Annotated in this window: 17 protein-coding genes, 1 pseudogene and 1 riboswitch; of the genes and pseudogenes, 8 read left to right on the top strand and 10 right to left on the bottom strand. The window is 73.2% G+C overall.

Features of this window, described 5'->3' with window-relative positions; translation table 11 throughout:
- The first annotated feature begins 5 nt into the window (after positions 1-5).
- From ACIQZO_RS20890 to ACIQZO_RS20875, 4 genes and pseudogenes are all read left to right on the top strand, one after another.
- Positions 6-2237, top strand: coding sequence for a phage holin family protein (locus ACIQZO_RS20890; protein ID WP_403628073.1), 2232 nt, complete (start codon positions 6-8; stop codon positions 2235-2237).
- A gap of 75 nt (positions 2238-2312) precedes the next feature.
- The gene (locus ACIQZO_RS20885; protein WP_403628071.1) at positions 2313-3698 is read left to right on the top strand and encodes an amino acid permease; all 1386 of its coding nucleotides are present in this window, start codon (positions 2313-2315) and stop codon (positions 3696-3698) included.
- A gap of 40 nt (positions 3699-3738) precedes the next feature.
- On the top strand, positions 3739-4179 hold the full coding sequence (locus tag ACIQZO_RS20880) for an SRPBCC family protein (RefSeq protein WP_403628069.1): 441 nt from the start codon (positions 3739-3741) through the stop codon (positions 4177-4179).
- Positions 4118-4678 (top strand): annotated as a pseudogene (locus ACIQZO_RS20875) (hypothetical protein); the annotation flags it as partial. The gene ACIQZO_RS20880 and the pseudogene ACIQZO_RS20875, both read left to right, overlap by 62 nt.
- 4 nt (positions 4679-4682) lie before the next feature.
- On the opposite strand, the gene ACIQZO_RS20870 reads toward ACIQZO_RS20875, so the two are convergent.
- Both ACIQZO_RS20870 and ACIQZO_RS20865 read right to left on the bottom strand, forming a co-directional pair.
- Complete coding sequence (locus ACIQZO_RS20870) at positions 4683-6269, bottom strand: RNA polymerase sigma factor (protein WP_403628067.1); 1587 nt, start codon at positions 6267-6269, stop codon at positions 4683-4685.
- 214 nt (positions 6270-6483) lie between these two features.
- The gene (locus ACIQZO_RS20865) at positions 6484-7245 is read right to left on the bottom strand and encodes a methyltransferase domain-containing protein (protein WP_403628065.1); all 762 of its coding nucleotides are present in this window, start codon (positions 7243-7245) and stop codon (positions 6484-6486) included.
- Between the two features lie 57 nt (positions 7246-7302).
- Positions 7303-7403, top strand: a riboswitch (ZMP/ZTP riboswitch).
- 108 nt (positions 7404-7511) lie between these two features.
- On the opposite strand from ACIQZO_RS20865, the gene ACIQZO_RS20860 reads away from it, so the two are divergent.
- The gene (locus ACIQZO_RS20860; RefSeq protein WP_403628182.1) at positions 7512-8357 is read left to right on the top strand and encodes a bifunctional 5,10-methylenetetrahydrofolate dehydrogenase/5,10-methenyltetrahydrofolate cyclohydrolase; all 846 of its coding nucleotides are present in this window, start codon (positions 7512-7514) and stop codon (positions 8355-8357) included.
- Positions 8358-8425: 68 nt separating this feature from the next.
- On the opposite strand, the gene ACIQZO_RS20855 is transcribed toward ACIQZO_RS20860, so the two are convergent.
- Genes ACIQZO_RS20855 through ACIQZO_RS20840 form a run of 4 tightly spaced genes read right to left on the bottom strand, consistent with a single transcriptional unit; the run spans position 8426 to position 12792 of the window.
- Positions 8426-9595: an MAB_1171c family putative transporter gene (locus ACIQZO_RS20855; protein WP_403628063.1), complete on the bottom strand. Its 1170-nt coding sequence runs from the start codon at positions 9593-9595 to the stop codon at positions 8426-8428.
- Entirely contained in the window at positions 9592-11121 is a 1530-nt protein-coding gene (locus tag ACIQZO_RS20850) for an NAD(P)/FAD-dependent oxidoreductase (protein WP_403628061.1), read from the bottom strand. The genes ACIQZO_RS20855 and ACIQZO_RS20850 overlap by 4 nt, the downstream gene beginning before the upstream one ends.
- Positions 11122-11137: 16 nt before the next feature.
- Positions 11138-11770, bottom strand: a complete 633-nt coding sequence (locus tag ACIQZO_RS20845; protein WP_403628059.1) for a toxin-antitoxin system, toxin component — start codon at positions 11768-11770, stop codon at positions 11138-11140.
- Positions 11767-12792 carry a hypothetical protein gene (locus ACIQZO_RS20840; protein WP_403628057.1) on the bottom strand — a complete coding sequence of 342 codons (1026 nt, stop codon included), beginning with the start codon at positions 12790-12792 and terminating at the stop codon, positions 11767-11769. Before ACIQZO_RS20840 ends, ACIQZO_RS20845 begins: the two co-directional genes overlap by 4 nt.
- A gap of 256 nt (positions 12793-13048) precedes the next feature.
- Here ACIQZO_RS20840 and ACIQZO_RS20835 point away from each other — a divergent pair, with 256 nt between their 5' ends.
- Entirely contained in the window at positions 13049-13471 is a 423-nt protein-coding gene (locus tag ACIQZO_RS20835; protein WP_403628055.1) for a hypothetical protein, read from the top strand.
- On the opposite strand, the gene ACIQZO_RS20830 is transcribed toward ACIQZO_RS20835, so the two are convergent.
- Positions 13457-14242, bottom strand: a complete 786-nt coding sequence (locus ACIQZO_RS20830; RefSeq protein ID WP_403628053.1) for a helix-turn-helix domain-containing protein — start codon at positions 14240-14242, stop codon at positions 13457-13459. The genes ACIQZO_RS20835 and ACIQZO_RS20830 overlap by 15 nt on opposite strands.
- 388 nt (positions 14243-14630) lie before the next feature.
- Here ACIQZO_RS20830 and ACIQZO_RS20825 point away from each other — a divergent pair, with 388 nt between their 5' ends.
- Together ACIQZO_RS20825 and ACIQZO_RS20820 are read left to right on the top strand one after the other, a co-directional pair.
- On the top strand, positions 14631-14936 hold the full coding sequence (locus ACIQZO_RS20825; RefSeq protein ID WP_403628051.1) for a 4a-hydroxytetrahydrobiopterin dehydratase: 306 nt from the start codon (positions 14631-14633) through the stop codon (positions 14934-14936).
- 29 nt (positions 14937-14965) lie between these two features.
- Positions 14966-15700, top strand: a complete 735-nt coding sequence (locus ACIQZO_RS20820; protein WP_403628180.1) for a class I SAM-dependent methyltransferase — start codon at positions 14966-14968, stop codon at positions 15698-15700.
- 32 nt (positions 15701-15732) lie between these two features.
- On the opposite strand, the gene ACIQZO_RS20815 is transcribed toward ACIQZO_RS20820, so the two are convergent.
- The 3 genes from ACIQZO_RS20815 to ACIQZO_RS20805 all read right to left on the bottom strand — a co-directional run bounded on the left by ACIQZO_RS20815 (position 15733) and on the right by ACIQZO_RS20805 (position 20186).
- A complete protein-coding gene (locus ACIQZO_RS20815) occupies positions 15733-16581 on the bottom strand; it encodes an aldo/keto reductase (RefSeq protein WP_403628049.1) in 849 nt (282 codons plus the stop codon).
- Positions 16582-16695: 114 nt separating this feature from the next.
- The gene (locus ACIQZO_RS20810; RefSeq protein WP_403628047.1) at positions 16696-17472 is read right to left on the bottom strand and encodes an ABC transporter ATP-binding protein; all 777 of its coding nucleotides are present in this window, start codon (positions 17470-17472) and stop codon (positions 16696-16698) included.
- Complete coding sequence (locus tag ACIQZO_RS20805; protein ID WP_403628045.1) at positions 17469-20186, bottom strand: ATP-binding cassette domain-containing protein; 2718 nt, start codon at positions 20184-20186, stop codon at positions 17469-17471. Before ACIQZO_RS20805 ends, ACIQZO_RS20810 begins: the two co-directional genes overlap by 4 nt.
- Between the last annotated feature and the right edge of the window lie 4 nt (positions 20187-20190).

Here is a 20190-nt window from a genome sequence, read left to right as displayed (position 1 = left end):
GCGGCGTGGGGCGAGAACGGTGGCGGACCGCGGGCAGTGCCCTGGTGCGCGTCCTGCTGGTCTGGGCGGTGTCCACCCTCACGATGCTCGCGCTCGCCGGCATCCTGCCGGACTTCCGCCTCCAGTCCGACGACGGCGACAGCATCACGCAGATCGGGCTGACCGCCGCCTGGGCGGCCGGGGCCTTCGGCCTGCTGAGCGCGCTGGTCTGGCCGGTGCTGGTCCGGGCCCTGCTGCTGGTGCCCGCCCTGGTGCTCGGGCTGCTCGTCTTCTTCCTCAACGGCTCGCTCCTGCTGATAGCGATCGGCCTGACCCCGGACGGGCGCAGCGAGGTCGCCCCCGAAACGGCAGTGCTCGTCGCCGCCGTGATGTCCGCGGTGGCGTCGGCCACCTCCACCGCACTGGCCGTGCGCGACGACGAGGCCTACCGGCGCCGGCTCTACCGGCTCGCCGCCCGGCACCGCCGCAGACAGGGCGGTGAGGGCCCGCCCCGGGACACCGAGGCCCCGCCGGGGCTGCTCCTGCTCCAGCTGGACGGGGTGGGGTACGAGGTGCTGCGCCACGCGTGCGCCGCCGGGCTGATGCCGACGGTGGCCGGCTGGCTGGACCGCGGCCACCGCGCCCGGTCCTGGCGTACGGACTGGTCGAGCCAGACCGGCGCCAGCCAGCTCGGCATCCTGCACGGCTCCAACTTCGACGTGCCCGCCTTCCGCTGGTACGAGAAGCACACCGGCGAGGTGATGGTCTGCAACCGGCCGACCAGCGCCGCCGAGCTCCAGCGGCGGGCCATCGAGCGCACCGGGGACGGCGGACTGCTCACGCTGGACGGGGCGAGCCGGGGCAACCTGTTCAGCGGCGGCGCCGACCAGCTGGCGCTGGTGCTCTCGGTCTCGGCCCGGCGCGGGCGGGCGAACCGGTCCCGCGCGGGCTATTTCGCGTACTTCTCCGATCCGGCGAACGCCGTCCGCACGGCCGTGTCCTTCGTGGCCGAGGTGGTCCGCGAGATCGTCCAGTCCCTGAGGGCGCGGATCCGCGGGGAACGGCCGCGGGTCTCGCGCGGCGGGCTGTACCCGCTGATCCGGGCCTTCGCGACGGTGGTCGAGCGGGACGTGGTCGTCGCGGCGGTGATCGGCGACATGCTGGCCGGGCGCTCCGCGATCTACGCCGACCTGGTGGCCTACGACGAGGTCGCGCACCACTCGGGCCCGCTCGGCCGCGACACCGACCGGGTGCTGGAGCGCCTGGACCGGAGCATCGCGCTGATCGCCCGGGTCGCCGAGCACGCACCGCGCCGGTACCGGATCGTGCTGCTATCGGACCACGGCCAGAGCCCTGGGGAGACCTTCCTCAGCCGCTACGGGCTGACCCTGAAGGACCTGGTCCGGGCGGGCTGCGGGCTGCCGGTCTCCCGCCGGGCAGGGGGTACCCGCAGCGGGGCCGAGGCCCGCGCGGCCGTGCTCGCGGCGCTCCACCGGCCGGTGGAGGAGGGCGAGGACGCCCACCCGGGGCGGGGCTCCGAGCCGGTGGTGCTGGCCTCCGGCAACCTCGGGCTGATCTCCTTCCCGGACATCCCCGGCCGGGCTGCGCGGGCGCTCGTCGAACGCAGGCACCCCGCCCTGCTGACGACCCTGGCGAACCACCCGGGCGTGGGATTCCTGCTGGTGGACGGCGTGGTGCTGGGCCGGGACGGGGCCGTGGCCCGGCTGGACGTACCCGGGGAGGCGGAGGAACTGCTGGCCCCTTTCGGTCCGGGCGCGGCGGAGGCGGTCCGCCGGACCGACTCCTTCCCGCACGTGGCCGACGTGATGGTGAACTCGGCGTACTACCCGCGGACCGGCGCGGTGCACGCCTTCGAGGAGCAGATCGGCTCGCACGGCGGGTTGGGCGGGGAGCAGGGGCACCCGTTCCTGATGTGGCCCAAGGAGCTGTCGGACCCGGATCCGGATGCGAGCCCGGACCGGGATGCGGGCCCGGATGCGGATGCGGATGCGGACCTCGGGCGGGAGCTGGTCGGGGCGGAAGCGGTGCACGCCGTGCTGCGGCGCTGGCTGCGCGAGGCGGACGGGCCGCCGGTGCCGGTGGCTGCGCCGATGGGCGAGCCGGTGCCGGGCGGGGCAGCCCCGGGACGGCCGGCGACGGTCCCTGCCGAGCCTCCGCTGAAGGAACCTCCGCCCGGGGACGGAAAGAGCGGAAGCTTTCCTTCCGCAGGGGTGCCCGCACGGGACGAAATCCGCTGATTTTGTGCCGTCTTCGCAGTGGTCAACCATGTGTTGACCTGCCCAGCATGTGAGACATCCAGAGGCGCACCACCGATGACCAGCACCGTAACCCTGCCTGCCGAGACTTCCGCACCCCCCGAGCAGGGCCGGGACCGGCACGCGCGCCGCTTCGGCCTGCCCGTCGCGACCTGCCTGGTCATGGGCAACATCATCGGCGGCGGAATCTTCCTGCTCCCCGCCTCGGTGGCCCCCTTCGGCACCATCAGCCTCGTCGCCTTCGGCGTCCTCACCCTCGGCGCGATCGCCCTCGCCCTGGTCTTCGGCCGGCTCGCCGAGCGCCACCCGCAGACCGGCGGACCCTACGTCTACGCCCGCGCCGCCTTCGGCGACTTCGCCGGCTTCCTCGCGGCCTGGAGCTACTGGATCACCGCCTGGGTCTCCAACGCGGCCCTCGCCGTCGCCGCCGTCGGCTACCTCACGGTGCTCTTCCCCGCCGCCGGCGAGCACAAGTGGTCCATGTGCCTGGCCGCCCTCGCCGTCCAGTGGCTCCCGGCCCTCTCCAACCTGGCGGGCACCCGCTACGTCGGCGCGGTCCAGGTCGTCGCCACCGTCCTCAAGTTCGCGCCGCTGCTCCTGGTGGCCGTCGGCGGGCTGTTCTTCTTCGACCCCGCCAACCTCGGCCCCTTCCGGGCCACCGACCAGAGCGCGGTCGGCGCCGTCTCCGCCTCCGCGGCGATCCTGCTGTTCAGCTACCTCGGCGTCGAGTCCGCCACCGTCAGCGCCGGCGAGGTCCGCGACCCGGCCCGCAACGTCGGCCGGGCCACCGTCCTCGGCACCGTCGGCGCCGCCACCGTGTACCTGCTCGGCACCGTCGCCGTCTTCGGCCTGGTCGCCCACGACCGGCTGGTCTCCTCCACCGCCCCCTTCACCGACGCCGTCAACGCCATGTTCGGTGGGACCTGGGGCGGCACCGTGGTCGCCTGCGCCGCCGTGATCTCGATGCTCGGCGCCCTCAACGGCTGGACCCTGCTCAGCGCGCAGACCCCGTACGCCGCCGCCAAGGACGGGCTCTTCCCCAAGGCCTTCGGGACGAAGAAGCGCGGGGTCCCCGTCGTCGGCGTGATCGTCACCGTCGCCCTGGCCTCCGCCCTGACCGTCTACAACTACACGGCCGGTACCCAGGGCGTCTTCGAGAGCCTGGTGCTGATCACCACCTTCACCGCGACCGTCCCCTACCTGCTCGCCACCGCCGCCCAGATCTACTTCCTGCTCTCCGGGCAGCGCGAGCGGGTCCACCCCGGCCGCCTCGCGCGCGACGGCATCCTGGCCGCCCTCGCCTTCGGCTTCTCGATGTGGCTGGTCGCCGGCTCCGGCTACGCGGCCGTCTACCAGGGCGTGCTGTTCCTCTTCGCCGGCGTCCTCGTGTACGCCGCCATGTCCGCGAGGAAGCACCGCGCCGCCGCGGCCCGCGCGCAGTAGCGTGGAGGAGGGGGCCGGCAGGGGGCGCCGAAGGATCGACATGTCCGCGATGAGGAAGAGCATCGACATCGACCGCAGGCCCGAGGACGTCTACTCGTACCTGACGGACCCCACGCACCTGCCGGAGTGGCAGGACAGCGCCGTATCCGCCGTCCCGATCGGGGATCTCCCCGTCCACGTCGGTTCGAAGATCCTCGTCACCCGGCAGGTCGGCCGCCGCAGGGTCCCGACGACGATGGAGTTCGTGGAGCTCGACCCGCCGCGGAGCTGGCACGTGCACGGCATCGACGGGCCGGTACGGCCCGATGTGCGCGGCACCGTCGAACCCCTCGACGGCGGCACCCGCTCCCGCGTCACCCTGGACGTCGACTTCGAGGGCCACGGCCTGGGCCGGGCGCTGGTACCCCTCGTGGTCAGGCCCATGGTCCGCAAGGAGCTGCCGCGGGGCGAGGAGAAGCTCAAGCACCTCCTCGAGACCTGAGCGCCGCCGGGCGAGCGCCGCGATCGGCGCGCGCCCGGCGCGCCGGCAGGCCTCCACCCCGGACATCCCGCGGGCGGGCCGCTGGTTTCCGCCCGAGGAGACCGCCCGCTGCACCTTCGGGGTGGTGCTCGACACCTCGGGGTCGATGAACCGCGAGCTGCTCGGCAAGGCGCTGGGTGCCATCGCCTCGTACGCGCAGGCCCGCGACGTACCGGCGGCACGCGTCGTCTTCGGCGACGCGGCCCCGTACGACGCGGGCTACCTTCCGCCGACCGAGATCGCGGGCCGGGTACGGGTCCACGGGCGCGGCGGGACCGTGCTCCAGCCGGGCATCGACCTGCTCCAGCGGGCGCGGGACTTCCCGCCCGGAGCCCCGGTGCTGGTGATCACGGACGGGTGGACCGGCACCCTGCGGATCCGGCGCGAACACGCCTTCCTGATCCCGCAGGGTGCCTCCCTGCCGTTCACACCCAAGGGGCCGGTCTTCCGACTGGCCTGACCTCTTAGTCGAGGTAGTCGCGCAGCACCTGCGAACGCGACGGGTGGCGCAGCTTCGACATGGTCTTCGACTCGATCTGGCGGATGCGCTCACGGGTGACCCCGTACACGCGGCCGATCTCGTCCAGGGTCTTCGGCTGGCCGTCGTTGAGGCCGTAGCGCATGGAGACCACGCCCGCCTCGCGCTCCGAGAGCGTGCCCAGGATGGACTGGAGCTGCTCCTGGAGGAAGGTGAAGGAAACCGCGTCCGCCGGCACGACCGCCTCGGAGTCCTCGATGAGGTCACCGAACTCGCTGTCGCCCTCCTCACCCAGGGGGGTGTGCAGGGAGATCGGCTCACGGCCGTACTTCTGGACCTCGATGACCTTCTCGGGGGTCATGTCGAGTTCCTTGCCCAGCTCCTCCGGGGTGGGCTCACGGCCCAGGTCCTGGAGCATCTGGCGCTGCACTCGGGCGAGCTTGTTGATGATCTCGACCATGTGCACCGGAATGCGGATGGTGCGCGACTGGTCGGCCATGGCACGCGTGATCGCCTGGCGGATCCACCAGGTCGCATACGTGGAGAACTTGAAGCCCTTGGTGTAGTCGAACTTCTCCACGGCGCGGATCAGACCGACGTTGCCCTCCTGGATCAGGTCCAGGAAGAGCATGCCGCGGCCGGTGTAGCGCTTGGCGAGGGAGACCACGAGACGGAGGTTGGCCTCCAGCAGGTGGTTCTTCGCACGGCGGCCGTCCTCGACGAGGATCTCCAGCTCGCGCTTGAACGCGGGCTTGTGGTCCTCCTCCTCCTCGAGCTTGTACTCGGAGAAGAGACCCGCCTCGATGCGCTTGGCGAGCTCCACCTCCTGCTCGGCGTTGAGGAGCGGCACCTTGCCGATCAGCTTCAGGTAGTCCTTGACGGGGTCGGCGGTGGCGCCGGCCACCATGACCGTCTGCGCCGGGGCGTCGTCCTCGTCGTCGTCGGACAGGACGAAGCCCTGGGTGCCGCCGGCCTTGGGCGCCTCGTCCTCGGCCTCGTCGGCCGGGTCCTCGGCAGCCCAGTCCTCGCCCTCGGCTGCGGGGGTCTCGCCCTCGTCGGCGTCCTTGGCGCTGGTCTTCTTCGCCGCGGCGGTCTTCTTCACGGCGGTCTTCTTGGCGGCGGTCTTCTTGACCGTGCGCTTCTTCGGCTCGGCGGCGGCCTCGGCCGACGCGTCGTCGTCGATGGCGGCGGCCGACGAAGCGGATATCGCCGTGGCGGTGGCCGTGGCCGTCGTGGCGGCCGTCTTGCGCGCGCCGATGGGGCGCGGCGCCGGGGTGGCCTTCTTGGCGACGGTACGGGCCGGGGCGGCGGCAGCCTTGCGGGGCTTCTTCGCGGCAGCCTTGGTGGCGGGGGCCGCGCTGACGTGAAGGGCGACACCCTCCTCGTCCAGGACCTGGTTCAGGCTGCGCAGGACCCGCTTCCACTGGTCCACCGGGATGCGGCCGGCCTCGAAGGCCTGGCGCACGTCGTCACCGTTGATGTGACCCTGCTCGCGGCCGCGCTCGACGAGCGTGACGAGGGCCTCCGATTCGGCGATCTCCGGAGGGAACGTACGGGACGGGCTGAGCGACACAAGGAGCCTCTCGTTGCGAACAAATAAATGGTGGGCGGGACATCATCGCGCGAACTCGGGAAACAGACCCGAGGGGGGTCTGTATTCCGGGCCGCGCGAGGACACCTGTCGGTTCATCGCATGCCCGAGTCGATTCGTTACGCGCTGAATTGAGTGACCTGCGCCACGCTGTGGCCGCGCAACCGATTCGGCGCAGATCCGTCCGCCCTTCGCGTCAGCCCTTTTTGCGGGCTTCGACGAGGAAGCGGGCCGTGTGCGCGACGAACGGACCTTCGCGTTCGATCTGTTCGTGCAGCTCGCGCAACCGGTCCCGGTACTGCCCGACCGTGAAGCCGGGCACCATCCAGATCACCTTCCGTAGAAAGTAGATCACGGCTCCGATGTCGTGGAACTCCGTGCGCAGTCGTTCGGAGCGCAGATCCACCACATCGAGTCCGGCCCGGGCGGCGTCGGCGACTGCGTCGTCGGGGTGCCGGGCGCGCCGGATTCCTTCCGGCTGAGGGCCGAGGAAGTACTCGACGAGCTCGAAGACGCTCGCCGGACCGACCTGCTGCGAGAGGTAGCCGCCGCCCGGCGCCAGCACCCGTGCGATCTCCTCCCACCAGACGGTCACCGGATGCCGGCTGGTCACCAGCTCGAAGGCTTCGTCTCCGAAGGGCAGCGGCGGCTCGTCGGAGTCGGCGACCACCACCGCGCCCAGCGGGTGCAGCAGCCGCGTCGCCTTCTCGATGTTGGGCGGCCAGGACTCGGTGGCCGCCGTCAGCGGCGGCAGCGGACCGGACCCGGCCAGGACCTCGCCGCCGCCGGTCTGGATGTCGAGCGCGGACCGGACCCCGGCCAGGCGCTCGGCCATCAGCCGCTGGTAGCCCCAGGACGGACGCTGCTCGGTGGCTCTGCCGTCGAGCCAGGAGAAGTCCCAGCCGTCCACGGAGACTGACTCGGCCTCGGCGACAAGATGGTCGAAAGTACGCGTCATGCCTTGATCGTCCCAGGTCGGACGCCCGGCGACCACCGGATATGTCGACTACAGTGGGCGGCGGGTCGTGACTGGCGTTCGGGTGGATCACCACCGGGGAGCGGCCCGGCGTACTGCGCACTCCGGTACGTCGACTGCCGCGCGCCTGGGCGATCCGCGATCCGCAGCGACGTTCAGGAGACCCCGTGACGACTGCCCAGACTGCCACCGCCACCGCCACCGCCACCGCCACTGCCACCGCCACCGCCACCGCCCGAGCCCGGCTGATGGACGGCACCGCCCTCGCCCGCCGCATCTCGGAGCAGACCGCCGCCGACGCGGCGAAGATCACCGAGCGCACCGGTACGGCTCCCTGTCTCGCGACCGTGCTGGTCGGCGAGGACCCGGCCTCCGTCACCTACGTCCGCATGAAGCAGAACCGCTGCGCCAAGGCCGGGATCACCTCCCGCCACGTCGAGCTGCCGGCCGAGACCACCACCGAGGAGCTGGTGGCCGCCCTCACCGCGCTCTCCGAGGACCCGCAGATCAGCGGCATCCTGCTGCAGCACCCCGTCCCGCACCACATCGACGAGCGCGCCGCCTTCGAGGCCATCGCCCCGGGCAAGGACGTCGACGGGGTCACCATGCACTCCTTCGCCGCCATGGGCTTCGGGCTGCCGGGCTTCGTCTCCTGCACCCCCGGCGGCATCATGCGCCTCCTCGCCGCGTACGACGTGGACCTGACCGGCAAGCACGCCGTCGTCGTCGGCCGCAGCGCGATCCTCGGCAAGCCGGCCGGGATGCTGCTGCTGGAGCAGAACGCCACCGTCACCTACTGCCACTCGCGCACCCAGGACCTTCCCTCGATCGTGCGCCAGGCGGACGTGCTGGTCGCCGCCGTCGGCAAGGCCGAGTTCATCCGGGGCGAGGACATCAAGCCGGGCGCCGTGGTCCTGGACGCCGGCTACAACGAGGGCAACGTCGGCGACGTGCACTTCGAGTCCGCCGCCGCGAGGGCCTCGCTGATCACCCCGGTACCGGGCGGAGTCGGCCCGATGACCATCGCCGTCCTGCTGGAGCAGACCGTGCAGGCGGCCGCCGCGCAGGCCGGGCTGGACCTCGCCGGGCTCTGACTGCGCGAGAAACGCCCCGGGCCCTTGGGTCCGGGGCGTTTTCCGTTCCGGGCCCCGGCCGGCCTGCCTCAGGCCCCGGCGGCCGAGCGGGCGGCCGTGGCGACGATGGGGGAGACGCGGAACTCGCGCGCCAAAGCGGTCAGCGGCTGGTCGGAGAGCCGCGGCGGCTCGGGGCGCTGCGGAGGCCGGGCGGCCGCCTCGGAGGCGCTCCGGCGCCCGCACGCGGCGGCGAGCATGGCCGCGTCGGCCACGGCCGAGGCCCGGGCCTCGCTCGCGCCCTGCCCGCGCGCGGCCTCGTACGCGGCGCTGCGCACGGCGGGGTCGAACCAGCCGGCCAGCGCCAGGATGCCGTCGTCGATCACCGACTCGCGGTGCAGGAGCCGGATCCCCACCGGGGACCACCAGGCCAGCGGGACGGTCCGTCCCTGGCCCGCGGCGAATCCGCGCAGCGCCTTCCACAGCGGGTGCAGCCGCCGGTACTGGCCGAAGGCCTGCCACGTCGCCGACCCGCCGACCAGCGGTACGACGAAGCCGGCGCCGAGCAGCAGCGCGGACGCCGAGGCCAGCGGCGGAGCCACGTCCGTGGACAGGAACACCCAGTCGCGGCCGGCCCAGCGGGCCACCACCGAGGCCCACTTGGCGGCCAGGTACGCCAGGTCCATCAGCCCGGCGACCACGATCAGGGCCAGCCCCGTGCGCAGCGGGCGCAGCCTGCGGTCGGCGCGCGCCAGCCACTTGCCGCACAGCCAGGTCAGTGCCGAGCTGCCCAGGGTGTGCGCCACGAGGAAGCAGACGATCATCTCGCGGATCCAGGGCGTCGTGGCGTAGTACGTGTCCAGGTCCCGGAGCCGTTCCACCGGAGCGTCGCCGATCACGAACAGGGCGACGATCGCCGCGGTCGCCGTGCCGAACAGGGCCGTGGTCAGCCGGGTGGCCCGGCGCACGGCCGCGGGCGGCCCGCCGCGCCACTGCAGGACCAGGACGACGCACAGCCCGGAGAACACGGTGAGCAGACCGAACACCAGCGGCGCGGAGAAGTTGACCACGCCGGTGAGCCGGTTGACCGCGGCGATGGTCGGCGGCGAAGCCAGGAAGGTGATGGGAGAGCCGACGAGGAGCAGCCCGCACGCGGTGCGGTTCAGCGGGCTGTCCCGGACCCGGCGCAGCATCGGAGCTTTGATCAGCAGCGCCAGGACCATCAGGGAGCCGGGCAGGAGCAGCAGCAACCTGCCGCTCATCGGACCTGTCCGACGGGGCCCACGGGGTCGGCGGGGCCGACCGGGTCGGCTGCCGGTCCGATGGGGGCGGCGCCGCCCTTCCCCGGCCCCACGGGTCCGGTTCCGCCTCCGGTGCCGGGAGTCCTGCCGGGCACCGGGTCGAGCCCGGCGACGGCCCGCTCGGCGGCGGTCAGCGGCGGCGCCTTCAGGGCGCCCCGGTCCGAGGCGCGCACCACGTGCCAGACCACCGAGGGGAGGAGCCAGTGGGTGGGAGCGGTGCTCATGGTGAGGACCTTGAACAGGGCGGCGGTGAGCTCCTCGTCGGTGGTGGCCCCCGTCATCAGTCTGTTGACGTACCCGTTGAGCAGCCCGGTGCCGGTGCGCGGCTTCATGCCGGTGGCCCCCGGGTACAGGATGTCCTGCGAAGTGGCCAGCTCCCAGGCGGTGCTGACCTGGGGTGCTATGACGCGCTGCGCCTCGCGGCCGATCCCGGGGTGCGCCAGGCCCTTCGCCCGGAGCAGGGTGCGTACGGCCAGCAGACCCTGGGCGGCGACGGTCATGCCCTGCCCGTACAGCGGGTTGAAGGTGGCGACGGAGTCGCCGACGGCGAAGAAGCCGTCGGGCAGTTCGGCCTTCTCGAAATAGATCCGGCGGTTGGCGGTGCCCTGGGTGACGGCCACGTCCGTCAGGGGCTTGCGGCCCTCCAGGAGCTCGCCGACGATCGGGTCGCGGACGGCCTTGGCGAACGGGATGAACGCGTCGGGGTCGCCGGTCGGCTGGCCGCCGCGGGTGCCGGACAGGGTGGCCTGCCACTGGCCGTTCTCGATCGGCACGATCGTGGCCGTCTGCCCGGGCACGGGCACCCGGGGGTCGGACTGCACGTTGACGATGGGGAAGCCCATCTCGTGCGCGCCCTCGGGGGCCTCGAAGATCCGGGTCGCGTAGACGAGACCGGAATCGACCTCGGCCTGCCGGATGCCGCTCACGCCGAGCGCCTGGAGCCAGGTCCGGGCCCGCGAGCCGCGCCCGCTGGCGTCGATCACGAGGTCGGCGCTCAGCAGCCGGCCCTCTTCCTCGGCGGTGTCGACCAGGACGCCGGTGACCCGGGCCGCGGTGCCCTCCAGGGCGCGGACCCGGCCCTGGAGGGTGGACACCCCGTCCAGGGCGGTCACCCGGGCGCGGATCACGGAGTCGAGGAGGTCGCGGCTGCAGGAGATGTTGAACTGCTTCTCCCCGCAGCGCGGGATCCAGCCCTGGGCGGTCTTGGTGACGAGGTCGGTGGGCAGGCTGCGGCGGATGGCGCCGGCCTTCGTCCAGTCGGCGGTGATGCCGGGCAGGATCCGCTCGATGGCCCGGGCGCCGCCCGACCACAGGAGGTGGGTGTGCCGGGCCTGCGGGAGCCCGCGGCGCGGGGCCGGACCCTCGGGCAGCGGGTCGGCGTCGACGACGGTGACCGTGGCGTGCTCGGCGAGGACAGCGGCCGCGAGGAGGCCGGCCAGACTGCCGCCTATGACGACGGCGTGGCGGGGCGGGGAGGACTGGTTCATCGTGGCGGGCTCTCTGTCAGGGCCGTGCTGAGGGCATCGGCGTGAGGGATGCGGCGACCGGCTGGTGCAGGTCGCGGCGTGGCACGGGGCTTCCCCAACCGAGTGAGGACTTGATGCGCTCGATCGCCTCGGGTAACTGCTGCTCCCGGGGCGACGGCAGGTAGGAGCGCAGGGTGTTGCCGAGGTGCAGACCGAAGGTCTCGGCCCGGATCTCCGCCGGATCCCCCTGGTCGGCGCGCGCGGCGGCCTGCCGGACCACCGCGTCCAGCCCGGGGCCGGCCAGCAGTTCGGCGAGGCGGCCGGGGCGTCCCGCCAGCCGGGCGGCCACCAGCATGCCGGGACCGACGCTCTCGCAGGTCCCCTCGTCCAGGTGCCACAACTCGTGGCACGCGATGACGAGCTGGTGTTCGGGCCGGGTGTGCTGCTCGACGACGATCAGGTCGACGTCGTCCAGCTCCAGCCACAGCCCGCTTGCCGTTCCGGGCGGAAAGGAGGTGAAGTGGAAATCAACCTTCCGCTCTTCGCCGCGCCGTTCGGCGTAGGCGGTGCACAACGCCCCGATGATCGCGCCGACATCGGTCGGCGGCGTCAGGCGCGCGCCCTCCAGCAGTTCGGAGCCCAGCTTGCGCATGGCCCGTGTGGTCCTCATGGTGTTTCTCCCTCGGCGGCGTCGCCCTCCGTCGGCGTCCCGCCTTTCGTGCCCGGAACTCCGAGCTGCCCCTCGCGTGCGAGGAGGTCGTCCAAGTGATCGGCCAGCGACTTCCAGCCCTGGGGCGACAGCCGGCCGGCGCGTGCGACGATGCTCCGCACGTCGTGCCCCCGCATCACCGCCAGCATCGGGTTCTCCCGGTCCCGCACCGCCGACTCCAGTTCGCCCTCGATCAGCGCGAGGGCGGTGGACAGGGCCTCGGTGTCGTCGGCCAGCAGGAAGCCGCCCTCGACGCCGTAGAAGCGCTGGATTCCCGCCGCCGCGGCGAGGTTCGGCAGGCCCTCGCCCTGGGCGAGGCGGGTCAGCGACTGGCCCGACGCGCGGAAGGACCGGGCGACGGCCGCCAGCGAGTGCGGCTGGCCGTCCTCCCGTACGCGGGTACGGCGCAGGTGCTCGAACCGCAGGTGCACCTGCTCCTTCAGCGGCAGCCGGGGCGGCCTGCCGTCGAGTGTGAGCCGGATGGCCTGCGGGGTCATGCCCGTCAGGTACGACAGGTGCTCCAGGTCGTCCCGGCCGTCCGAGACGGTGGTCGCCGACAGGGCGAGGGCCCGTTCCACGGCGCTCTTGCTGTCGGCCAGGAGGAAGCCGGCGTACACGCCGAAGAACCGCTGCACCCCCGCCGCGTGGCCCATCCGGGGCAGTCCGGTGCCGGCGTTGAGCGGCCCGAGGGAGGCGCCGGGGGCGGCGAAGTCCTCGGCGATGGCGGCCAGCGGCCACTCCCGGCCGTGCTTGTCGCGCCGGGTGGCACGCAGCCGCAGGAACCGCTGGTGCACGCGCCGCTCCAGCGGCGCTTCGACGGCGGTGCCCGCCACCACCTGCGGTATGCGCCCGGGTTCGACTCCGGAGAGATGGCTCAGCCGTTCCGCCGCCAGTACGTCGGCCGGATCCTGCCCGTGCTCCTGCGACAGTGCCCAGGTGCGACGCCAGATCGCGGCAAGGTCGGGTCGGGCGGCGGCTCGCACCGGCGGATTCTCCATTTGTCGACAAGGCGTTCGAGTTGATCGGGCTCCGTGAAGCCTAGCCTCCCGCCTTTGGCCGAACCAGGGGAACCCCAACGTTTCCTGCCGTACAGCTCAAGAACGGTTGGCATGACCTCTCAAGTAATCGATCCCCTCCAAGGTCCCCGGCACAGTGGACACATCGGGTCCCGGGGCCGCGCACTCGGTCCCGGAACCCGTGTCCCACCAGGCCGTTCGACCTCGATGGAGGATGATTGCCATGTCCGCGACCCCGCTCGCCGGCTTCGCCCGCACCCCTGTCCCGCAGACCGCGCTGCGCCGCCTGCTCGCCCTCGACTGTGCGGTCACCACCGCCAACGGGCTCGCCTACGTCGCCTTCTCCGCCCCGCTCGGCCGGCTGCTCGGCATCGGGCAGGGCCTCCTGCCGGCACTCGGGATCCTGCTCGCCGCGTACGGGGCCGCGGTCGGCGCCCTCGCCTCCCGGCGGCAGCCGCCCGCGCTTCCCGTGAAACTGGTCGTCGAGGTCAACTACGCCTGGGCCGCACTGAGTCTGGTGTCACTGGCGCTCTGGTTCGACCCCACCACCGCCGGCCTGGTGTGGATTCCCGCGCAGGCCGCCACCGTGGCCGGCTTCGCCGTGTTCCAGCAGCTCGCCCTGCGCTCGCGCTCAGCCGTCCAGTGAGCGCAGGTACTTCACCGTCGCCGGGTCGGCCGGGAGCAGCGTCTCGATGGCCAGCTCGGCGACGGTCACGTCCATCGGCGTGTTGAAGGTCGCGATGGAGGACACGAAGGACAGCACGTGTCCGTCGTGCTCGATGACCAGCGGCAGCGCCATGTACGCGGCGGGCCCGTCCGGTCCGCCGTCGCCCGCCCGTTCGGCGACCGGATAGGCCGACACCTCCTCGTGCAGGGCGCGCAGCGGCTCGGACCGGGCCAGCGCGATCTGGCGCTCCATCTGCGCCAGCAGGTGCCCGCGCCACGCCGCGAGGTTGCGGATCCGCGGGGCCAGGCCCTCGGGGTGCAGGGTGATCCGCATGGCGTTCAGCGGCGGGGTCAACAAGTGCTCGGGCAACGCGTCCAGCAGCATCGCGATGCCCCGGTTGGAGGCCACGACGTCGTACGTGGCGTCCACGATCAGCGCCGGATAGGGCTCGTACCCCGTCAGCAGCCGCTCGAGGCCCTCGCGCAGCGTCTCCATCGCCGGGTCGTCCAGTGCGGTGTGCGCGTAGCGCGGGGCGTAACCCGCCGCCAGCAGAAGGGAATTGCGCTCCCGCATCGGTACGTCCAGATGGTCTGCGAGCCGCAGCACCATCTCCTCGCTCGGCCGGGACCGGCCCGTCTCGATGAAGCTGATGTGCCGGGACGAGGACGTGGCGCGGCCCGCCAGCTCCAGCTGGCTGATGCCGCGCCGCTCCCGCCAGGCGCGCAGCAGAGTGCCCACACTCGTCGTCATGCGCACGACGGTAGCCGAGGAGCCTCATCCCAGGTCGAAGACGTTCCGCAGGCCGAGCCGGTGGCGCCGTTCGGGACCGTCGCCCCGTCGCCCCGTCGCCCCGTCGCCGCGGTCGGCCGGCGTGCTCGGCGGGCGTGCTCGGCGGGCGGCGGTCGGCGGCCGCCGCGCCCGCTCCCGCGGTGGAGGTGTGCCCGGAACCTCCTGTGCCCGCCATGCCGGATGCCCTCTCATTACCGCTGGTAACGGCCTGTCCGGCGCAGGAGCACATGAGGGGCCGGACGGGCGTGGAAGGCGTAGAAGTACCCGAGCGCACTATGGCGCGAAAGGATTGTTCCGGCGTCCACTGTGGGAACCTTGACTACACGTCACGGGGAAAAGGAGCCGGTGCATGCCGAGTGAGCCGCTGTCACAGAAGGAGATCGAGGACCGGTTGCGGGAACTCCCCGGCTGGGCCTTCGAGGACGACCGCATCCTGCGTACCTACCGACTGGACACGCACTTCGCAGCCAGCGCCCTCGTCGCCCATATTGCCAGCGTCCAGCAGGAGTTGAACCATCACTCCGACCTGACGCTCGGCTACAACACGGTCCGGCTCTCCGTGAACAGCCACGACGCCGGCGATGTGGTGACGGAGTCCGACTTCGCCCTCGCCGAACGCGTCGAAGCCCTCGCCCCGGCCCACGGCGCGAGCTGATGACCACGCACATACCGTCCGTGAGAACCCTGCTCGACTACGACGCGGAGGCCGGGGCCTACGACGCCACCCGCGGCGGCGAACCGCGCGCCGAGGCGGCGGCCGCGGCCGTCCTCGACCTGCTCCCCGCACACGCGCGCACCCTCCTGGACCTCGGCTGCGGCACGGGCATCGTCACCAGCCGGCTGAGGCGTTCCGCCCTGCGGGTCCTGGGCGCCGACGCCTCCCACGGCATGGCCGCGGCGGCGCTGCGCCGCGGCGTGCCGGTGGCCCTGGCCGACGCGGCGCGGCTGCCGGTCCGCCCGGAATCACTGGACGCGGTCAGCGCGGTGTGGCTGCTGCACCTGCTGCGGGAGCCGGGACTGGTGCCGGCCGTGATCGCCGAGGCTGCGCGGGTGCTGCGGCCCGGCGGGGTCTTCCTCGCCACCGTGGACAAGGACTCGGCGCACGACGTCGGCAGCGACATCGACGCCGTCTTCGCCGCGCACCTGACCCCGACCCCCGCGGACGCCTCCGGGGAGGTCGAGGCATACGCCGCCCGGGCGGGCCTGCTCCCGGTCGGCGAGGCCCGCTTCACCGGCCACGGCCAGGGCCGCACGCCGCGCGGCTCCGCCGAGGCCCTGCTCGCGGGCCGGTACGCCTCCCGGATCGTGCCGCGCGGCATCACCGCGCGGGAGCTGGCGGCCCGCCTGGAGCTGCTGCCGGACCAGGACGTCCCGCGCGCGGAGCCCACGTACCGCATACGGAGCTTCGTACGCGTCTGACCCGCGGGACGGGACGCCCGGATCCGGACCGGTCACACGTCGAACTCGGCCGGGTCCGGCCCGATCCGGCGGCCCGCCGCGCCCGCGCCCAGGGCGTCCAGCGCGGCGAGGTCGGCGGCCTCCAGCTCGAAGCCGAACACGTCCAGGTTCTCCCGGATGCGGGCGGGGGTCACGGACTTCGGGATCACGATGTTCCCGTGCTGCAGGTGCCAGCGCAGCACCACCTGCGCGGCGCTGCGGTCGTACTTGGCCGCGATCGCGGTCACGGCCGGGAGCGTCAGCAGCTCCTTGCCCTGGCCCAGGGGGGACCAGGCCTCGGTGGCGATCCCGCGCTCTGCGTGCACGGCGCGCAGCCCGGCCTGCGGGAAGAGCGGGTGCAGCTCGACCTGGTTGACGGCCGGGACCAGCTCGCTCTCCGCGGCGATCCGCTCCAGGTCGGCCGGGCGGAAGTTCGACACGCCGACCGCCTTGGCGCGGCCGCTCGCCGCGATCTCCTCGAAGGTCTTCCAGATGGCGACGAAGTCGTCGCGCATCGGACGCGGCCAGTGGATGAGGTACAGGTCGACCTGGTCGAGGCGCAGCTTGGCGAGGGAGTCGTCGAAGGCGCGCAGCACCTGGTCCCGGCCCCACCTCTGCTTCGGGCCGTTCCACAGCTTGGTGGTGACGAACAGTTCCTCGCGCGCCAGCCCGGAGGCGGCGACGGCCCTGCCGGTGCCCGCCTCGTTGCCGTAGACGGCGGCCGTGTCGATGCTGCGGTAACCGGCCTCCAGAGCCGTCCCGACCGCGCGCTCCGCCTCCGCGTCCGGCACCTGCCAGACGCCGTAGCCGAGCTGGGGCATGAGCGTGCCGTTGTTGAGCTTGATGGCGGGGGCCTGGTTCACGTCTGGTCGTTCCCTCACGTCGTCGGTGCGTAGGTGCGGTGGCCGAAAAGCGTCGCACGAGGGGCGATAACCGGCCCCTCGTGCGACGTATTCCCGCCATCCGGACGCACTCCCTCAGGTGGTCCCGAGGTACGCCTCACGCACCAACGGGTCCGCCCGGACCGCGGCCGCCGTGCCCTCGGCCAGCACCGTTCCGAGGTCCAGGACGACGACCCGCGTGCAGACCTCCATCACGAAAGCCACGTTGTGCTCGACCAGCAGCACCGCGCAGCCCTCCCGCTCCGCCAGCCGCCGCACGACCTCCGCGAGCCGGTCGCGCTCGGGCGCGGACATGCCGGACGCGGGCTCGTCCAGCAGCAGCACCCGCGGCGGATCGGCCACCGCGCGCGCCACCTCCACCATCCGGGCCTGCCCGACGGGCAGGCCGCCGGCGTACGAGGCCCCCAGCGCGCCGATCCCGCAGTCGGCCAGCACCCGCTCGCCGCGGGCCCGGCGCTCGCGCTCCCGGGCCCGCCGGGACGGCAGGGCGAGCAGATCGGCGGCCGGGCCGCCCCCGCCGCCCCGCCACTCCTGTGCCACCAGCACGTTGTCGGCCACGCTGAGCTGCCCGAACAGCTGCTGCCGCTGGAAGGTCCGGCGGATCCCGTGCCGGGCCCGCCAGACGGGGGAGCGGCGCGTGATGTCCGCCCCGTCCAGCAGCATCCGCCCCCGGTCGGGGCGCCGGATCCCGGAGAGGACGTCGAACAGGGTGGTCTTCCCGGCGCCGTTCGGCCCGATCAACCCGCACACCTCGCCCGCCCGGACCCCGAGGTCCACTCCGGCCAGCGCCCGGACGCCGCCGAAGCGCACGCCGATCCCGCGCGCCTGAAGTACGTACCCGCCCTCGCTCATGTCGCCATCCCCAGGTAGGCCTCGGTGAGCCGGTCCGCCTCCACCTCGGCCCGGGGACCGCACCAGGACACCCGCCCCTGGGAGAGGTAGGCCACGGTGTCCGCGATCCCGAGGATCTCGGCGGCCTTCTCCTCCACCAGGAGCAGCGCGGTCCCGGCGTCGCGGAGCTCGGTGAGCAGCGCGTACACCTCCTCCACCACGCGCGGGGCGAGCCCGAGCGAGGGTTCGTCGGCGATCAGCACCGCGGGCGGCCGCTGGAGCAGCGGAGCAAGCGCCAGCATCTGCTGCTCGCCGCCCGACAGCGCTCCGGCGGGAATCCCGCGCCGCTCCGCGAGCCGCGGGAAGCGCGCGTAGACGGCGGCGCGCGCGTCGGCGTCCTTGAGGTAGAGGGCCAGATTCTCCTCGATGGTGAGCGCGGGGAAGATCCCGCGCCCTTCCGGGGCGAGCAGTACCCCGGCCCGCGACCGCCGTACGGCCCCGTCCCGCGTCGCGTCCCGCCCGCCCACGTACACCGTTCCCGAGCCGGCGGGCAGCAGTCCGGCGGCCACCCGGCAGGCGGTGCTCTTCCCGGCCCCGTTGGGCCCGAGCACGGCGAGGATCTCGCCCGCGCGGACGGCGAGATCCACCCCGTGCAGCACGAGCCCCCCGTCGTACCCGGCGGTGACACCGCGGAGCTCGAGGGCGGCTTCGCCCGGCAGACCCGGCCCCGCCGGCGTTTGAGGCGCGGGGTCCGGCGCGGAGCCCCGGGAGACGACGGCGCGCTGTGCCGTCGGCCCGGGTTGAGCGGGGATCCGGGCCGGCCGTCCGGCGGCGCGCCGCCGCGCCCACCGCACCGGAACCGCCGCGCAGTACCCGTCCGGGTCATTGGCCAGGGCCAGCCCGGCCAGGCCGAAGAGGATCACCGGCAGGTGCGCGGACTCCGTCACATAGTCGGACAGCAGCCGCGGAGCGACGGCGAACACCAGCCCCGCCACCACCGCGTACTGCGGCCTGCGCACACCCGCCGCCACGACCACCGCCAGCCACACCAGCCCGGTCATCGCCGTGAAGTCGGTCGCCGTGATCCGCGTGTTGTACGAGGCGTACAGCACGCCCCCGAAGCCGGCCAGCCCCGCCGACAGGGTGAACAGCAGCAGCTTCGTGCGCAGGACGGAGACCCCCGAGGCGACCGCCGCCGCCGGGGCGGACCGCACCGCCAGCATCGCGCGCCCCGACGGGGAGTTGCGCAGCGCGCCGAGCCCGGCGGCCACCAGCGCGACCAGTACCACCAGGGCCACTCCCAGCGCCCGGTCGTCCGAGAGGTCCACGGGTCCGAACACCGGCCGCGGGATCGACCACCCCGCGTCGCCGTTGCGCAGCCACCGCAGCTGGAAGAGCACCTGGTCGGCGAGGAAGGCCAGCGCGAGGGTGGCCAGGGCCAGGGACCTGCCCCCCAGCCGCAGGGCCGGCAGGGCGACGAGCGCCCCCAGCAACGCCGCGACGCACGTGCCGACCATCAGCGCCGCCACGAAGGGCCAGCCCCGGCTCATGAGCAGCCCGGCCACGAGCGCGGCGCCGGTGACGAAGGTGCCCTGTGCCAACGAGACCATCGCCCCGAGCCCGGTCACCACCGTGAACGACATGAAGACCAGTGCGATGGCCAGCCCCTGCGCCAGCAGCCCGCTCCAGAAGGGCGTGGTCACGGTGTAGAACGCCACGCACAGGAGCGCCGCGCCCGCCGCCCACACCCCCCACCGGCGCGACCACGGGGCACCGGCCAGATGGTCGACCGGCGGCGCGTCCACGGCCGCGACCCCCGCCGTGCGCGCCCGACGGGTGAGCACCAGCAGTCCGCCGAACAGGATCAGGAAGGGCACGGCCGTGCGGAAGCCGGTGACGGACTCGGCGAAGGACGCGTACCCGGCCACGAGGTTCTGCAGCACCCCCAGGCCCAGCCCGCCCGCGAAGGCCAGTGGCACGGACGCGAAGCGTCCGATGACCGCCGCCGTGGCCGAGACGAACAGGAACAGGGTGAAGTCGTGCGCCGAGAGCCCGAGCAACGGGGTCGCCAGTACACCAGCCAGCCCGGCCAGCCCCGAGGCGATCATCCACGCCACCGACGACAGCCGGTCGGCGCTGATGCCGCGCAGTTCGGTCAGCGAGCGGTTGTCGACGGCGGCCCGCAGGTGCAGCCCCAGCCGCGTGTGCCGCATCAGTACCCACAGGGCCACCGCCACCAGCGCCGTCACCACCCAGGTGATCAGCTGGTCGGAGTCGATGCCGACGCCCTCCGTGAGCTGCCAGGACTTCGCGGGGCTGGGCCCCACTCCCGGCAGCCCGAACTGGTTCTCCGCCGGCTTCACCGGCGCGCCCGCGTCCGCCAGCAGCCCCACCGCCCACAGCCCGGCGGCCGGCAGCGCCACCAGCAGCCCGATGGTGGCCACGATCTGCGCGGTCTCGCCTACCCGGGCGAGCCGACGGAACATCAGCCGGTCGAGCCCCCGGCCGAGGCCGGGGGCCAGGACGAACACCACCAGCAGCGCGGCCGGAACAGCGGGCCAGCCCAGGCCCGAGTGCAGCTCGTAGAAGGTGAGCGCGCACAGGTAGGCGGTGGCCCCGTGCGCGAAGTTGAACAGTCCGGACGCCGAGTACGACAGCACCAGCCCGGTGGCCAGCAGTGCGTACAGGGCGCCGGAGACCAGACCGCTCAGCACGAAGACGAGCAGATCCCCCATGCCG

Source organism: Streptomyces sp. NPDC097617, from assembly GCF_044761485.1.
Taxonomy (GTDB): Bacteria; Actinomycetota; Actinomycetes; order Streptomycetales; family Streptomycetaceae; genus Streptomyces.
This window is presented reverse-complemented; position numbering and strand designations above follow the sequence as displayed.

What these genes read in the sequence shown, in the direction of transcription:
- ACIQZO_RS20845 (WP_403628059.1), bottom strand. Translation starts at nt 11,770, where the DNA reads ATGAGGACCACACGGGCCATGCGCAAGCTGGGCTCCGAACTGCTGGAG.
- ACIQZO_RS20830 (WP_403628053.1), bottom strand. Translation starts at nt 14,242, where the DNA reads ATGACGACGAGTGTGGGCACTCTGCTGCGCGCCTGGCGGGAGCGGCGC.
- ACIQZO_RS20865 (WP_403628065.1), bottom strand. Translation starts at nt 7,245, where the DNA reads ATGACGCGTACTTTCGACCATCTTGTCGCCGAGGCCGAGTCAGTCTCC.
- ACIQZO_RS20885 (WP_403628071.1), top strand. Translation starts at nt 2,313, where the DNA reads ATGACCAGCACCGTAACCCTGCCTGCCGAGACTTCCGCACCCCCCGAG.
- ACIQZO_RS20860 (WP_403628182.1), top strand. Translation starts at nt 7,512, where the DNA reads ATGGACGGCACCGCCCTCGCCCGCCGCATCTCGGAGCAGACCGCCGCC.
- ACIQZO_RS20805 (WP_403628045.1), bottom strand. Translation starts at nt 20,186, where the DNA reads ATGGGGGATCTGCTCGTCTTCGTGCTGAGCGGTCTGGTCTCCGGCGCC.
- ACIQZO_RS20850 (WP_403628061.1), bottom strand. Translation starts at nt 11,121, where the DNA reads ATGAACCAGTCCTCCCCGCCCCGCCACGCCGTCGTCATAGGCGGCAGT.
- ACIQZO_RS20880 (WP_403628069.1), top strand. Translation starts at nt 3,739, where the DNA reads ATGTCCGCGATGAGGAAGAGCATCGACATCGACCGCAGGCCCGAGGAC.
- ACIQZO_RS20825 (WP_403628051.1), top strand. Translation starts at nt 14,631, where the DNA reads ATGCCGAGTGAGCCGCTGTCACAGAAGGAGATCGAGGACCGGTTGCGG.
- ACIQZO_RS20810 (WP_403628047.1), bottom strand. Translation starts at nt 17,472, where the DNA reads ATGAGCGAGGGCGGGTACGTACTTCAGGCGCGCGGGATCGGCGTGCGC.
- ACIQZO_RS20855 (WP_403628063.1), bottom strand. Translation starts at nt 9,595, where the DNA reads ATGAGCGGCAGGTTGCTGCTGCTCCTGCCCGGCTCCCTGATGGTCCTG.
- ACIQZO_RS20835 (WP_403628055.1), top strand. Translation starts at nt 13,049, where the DNA reads ATGTCCGCGACCCCGCTCGCCGGCTTCGCCCGCACCCCTGTCCCGCAG.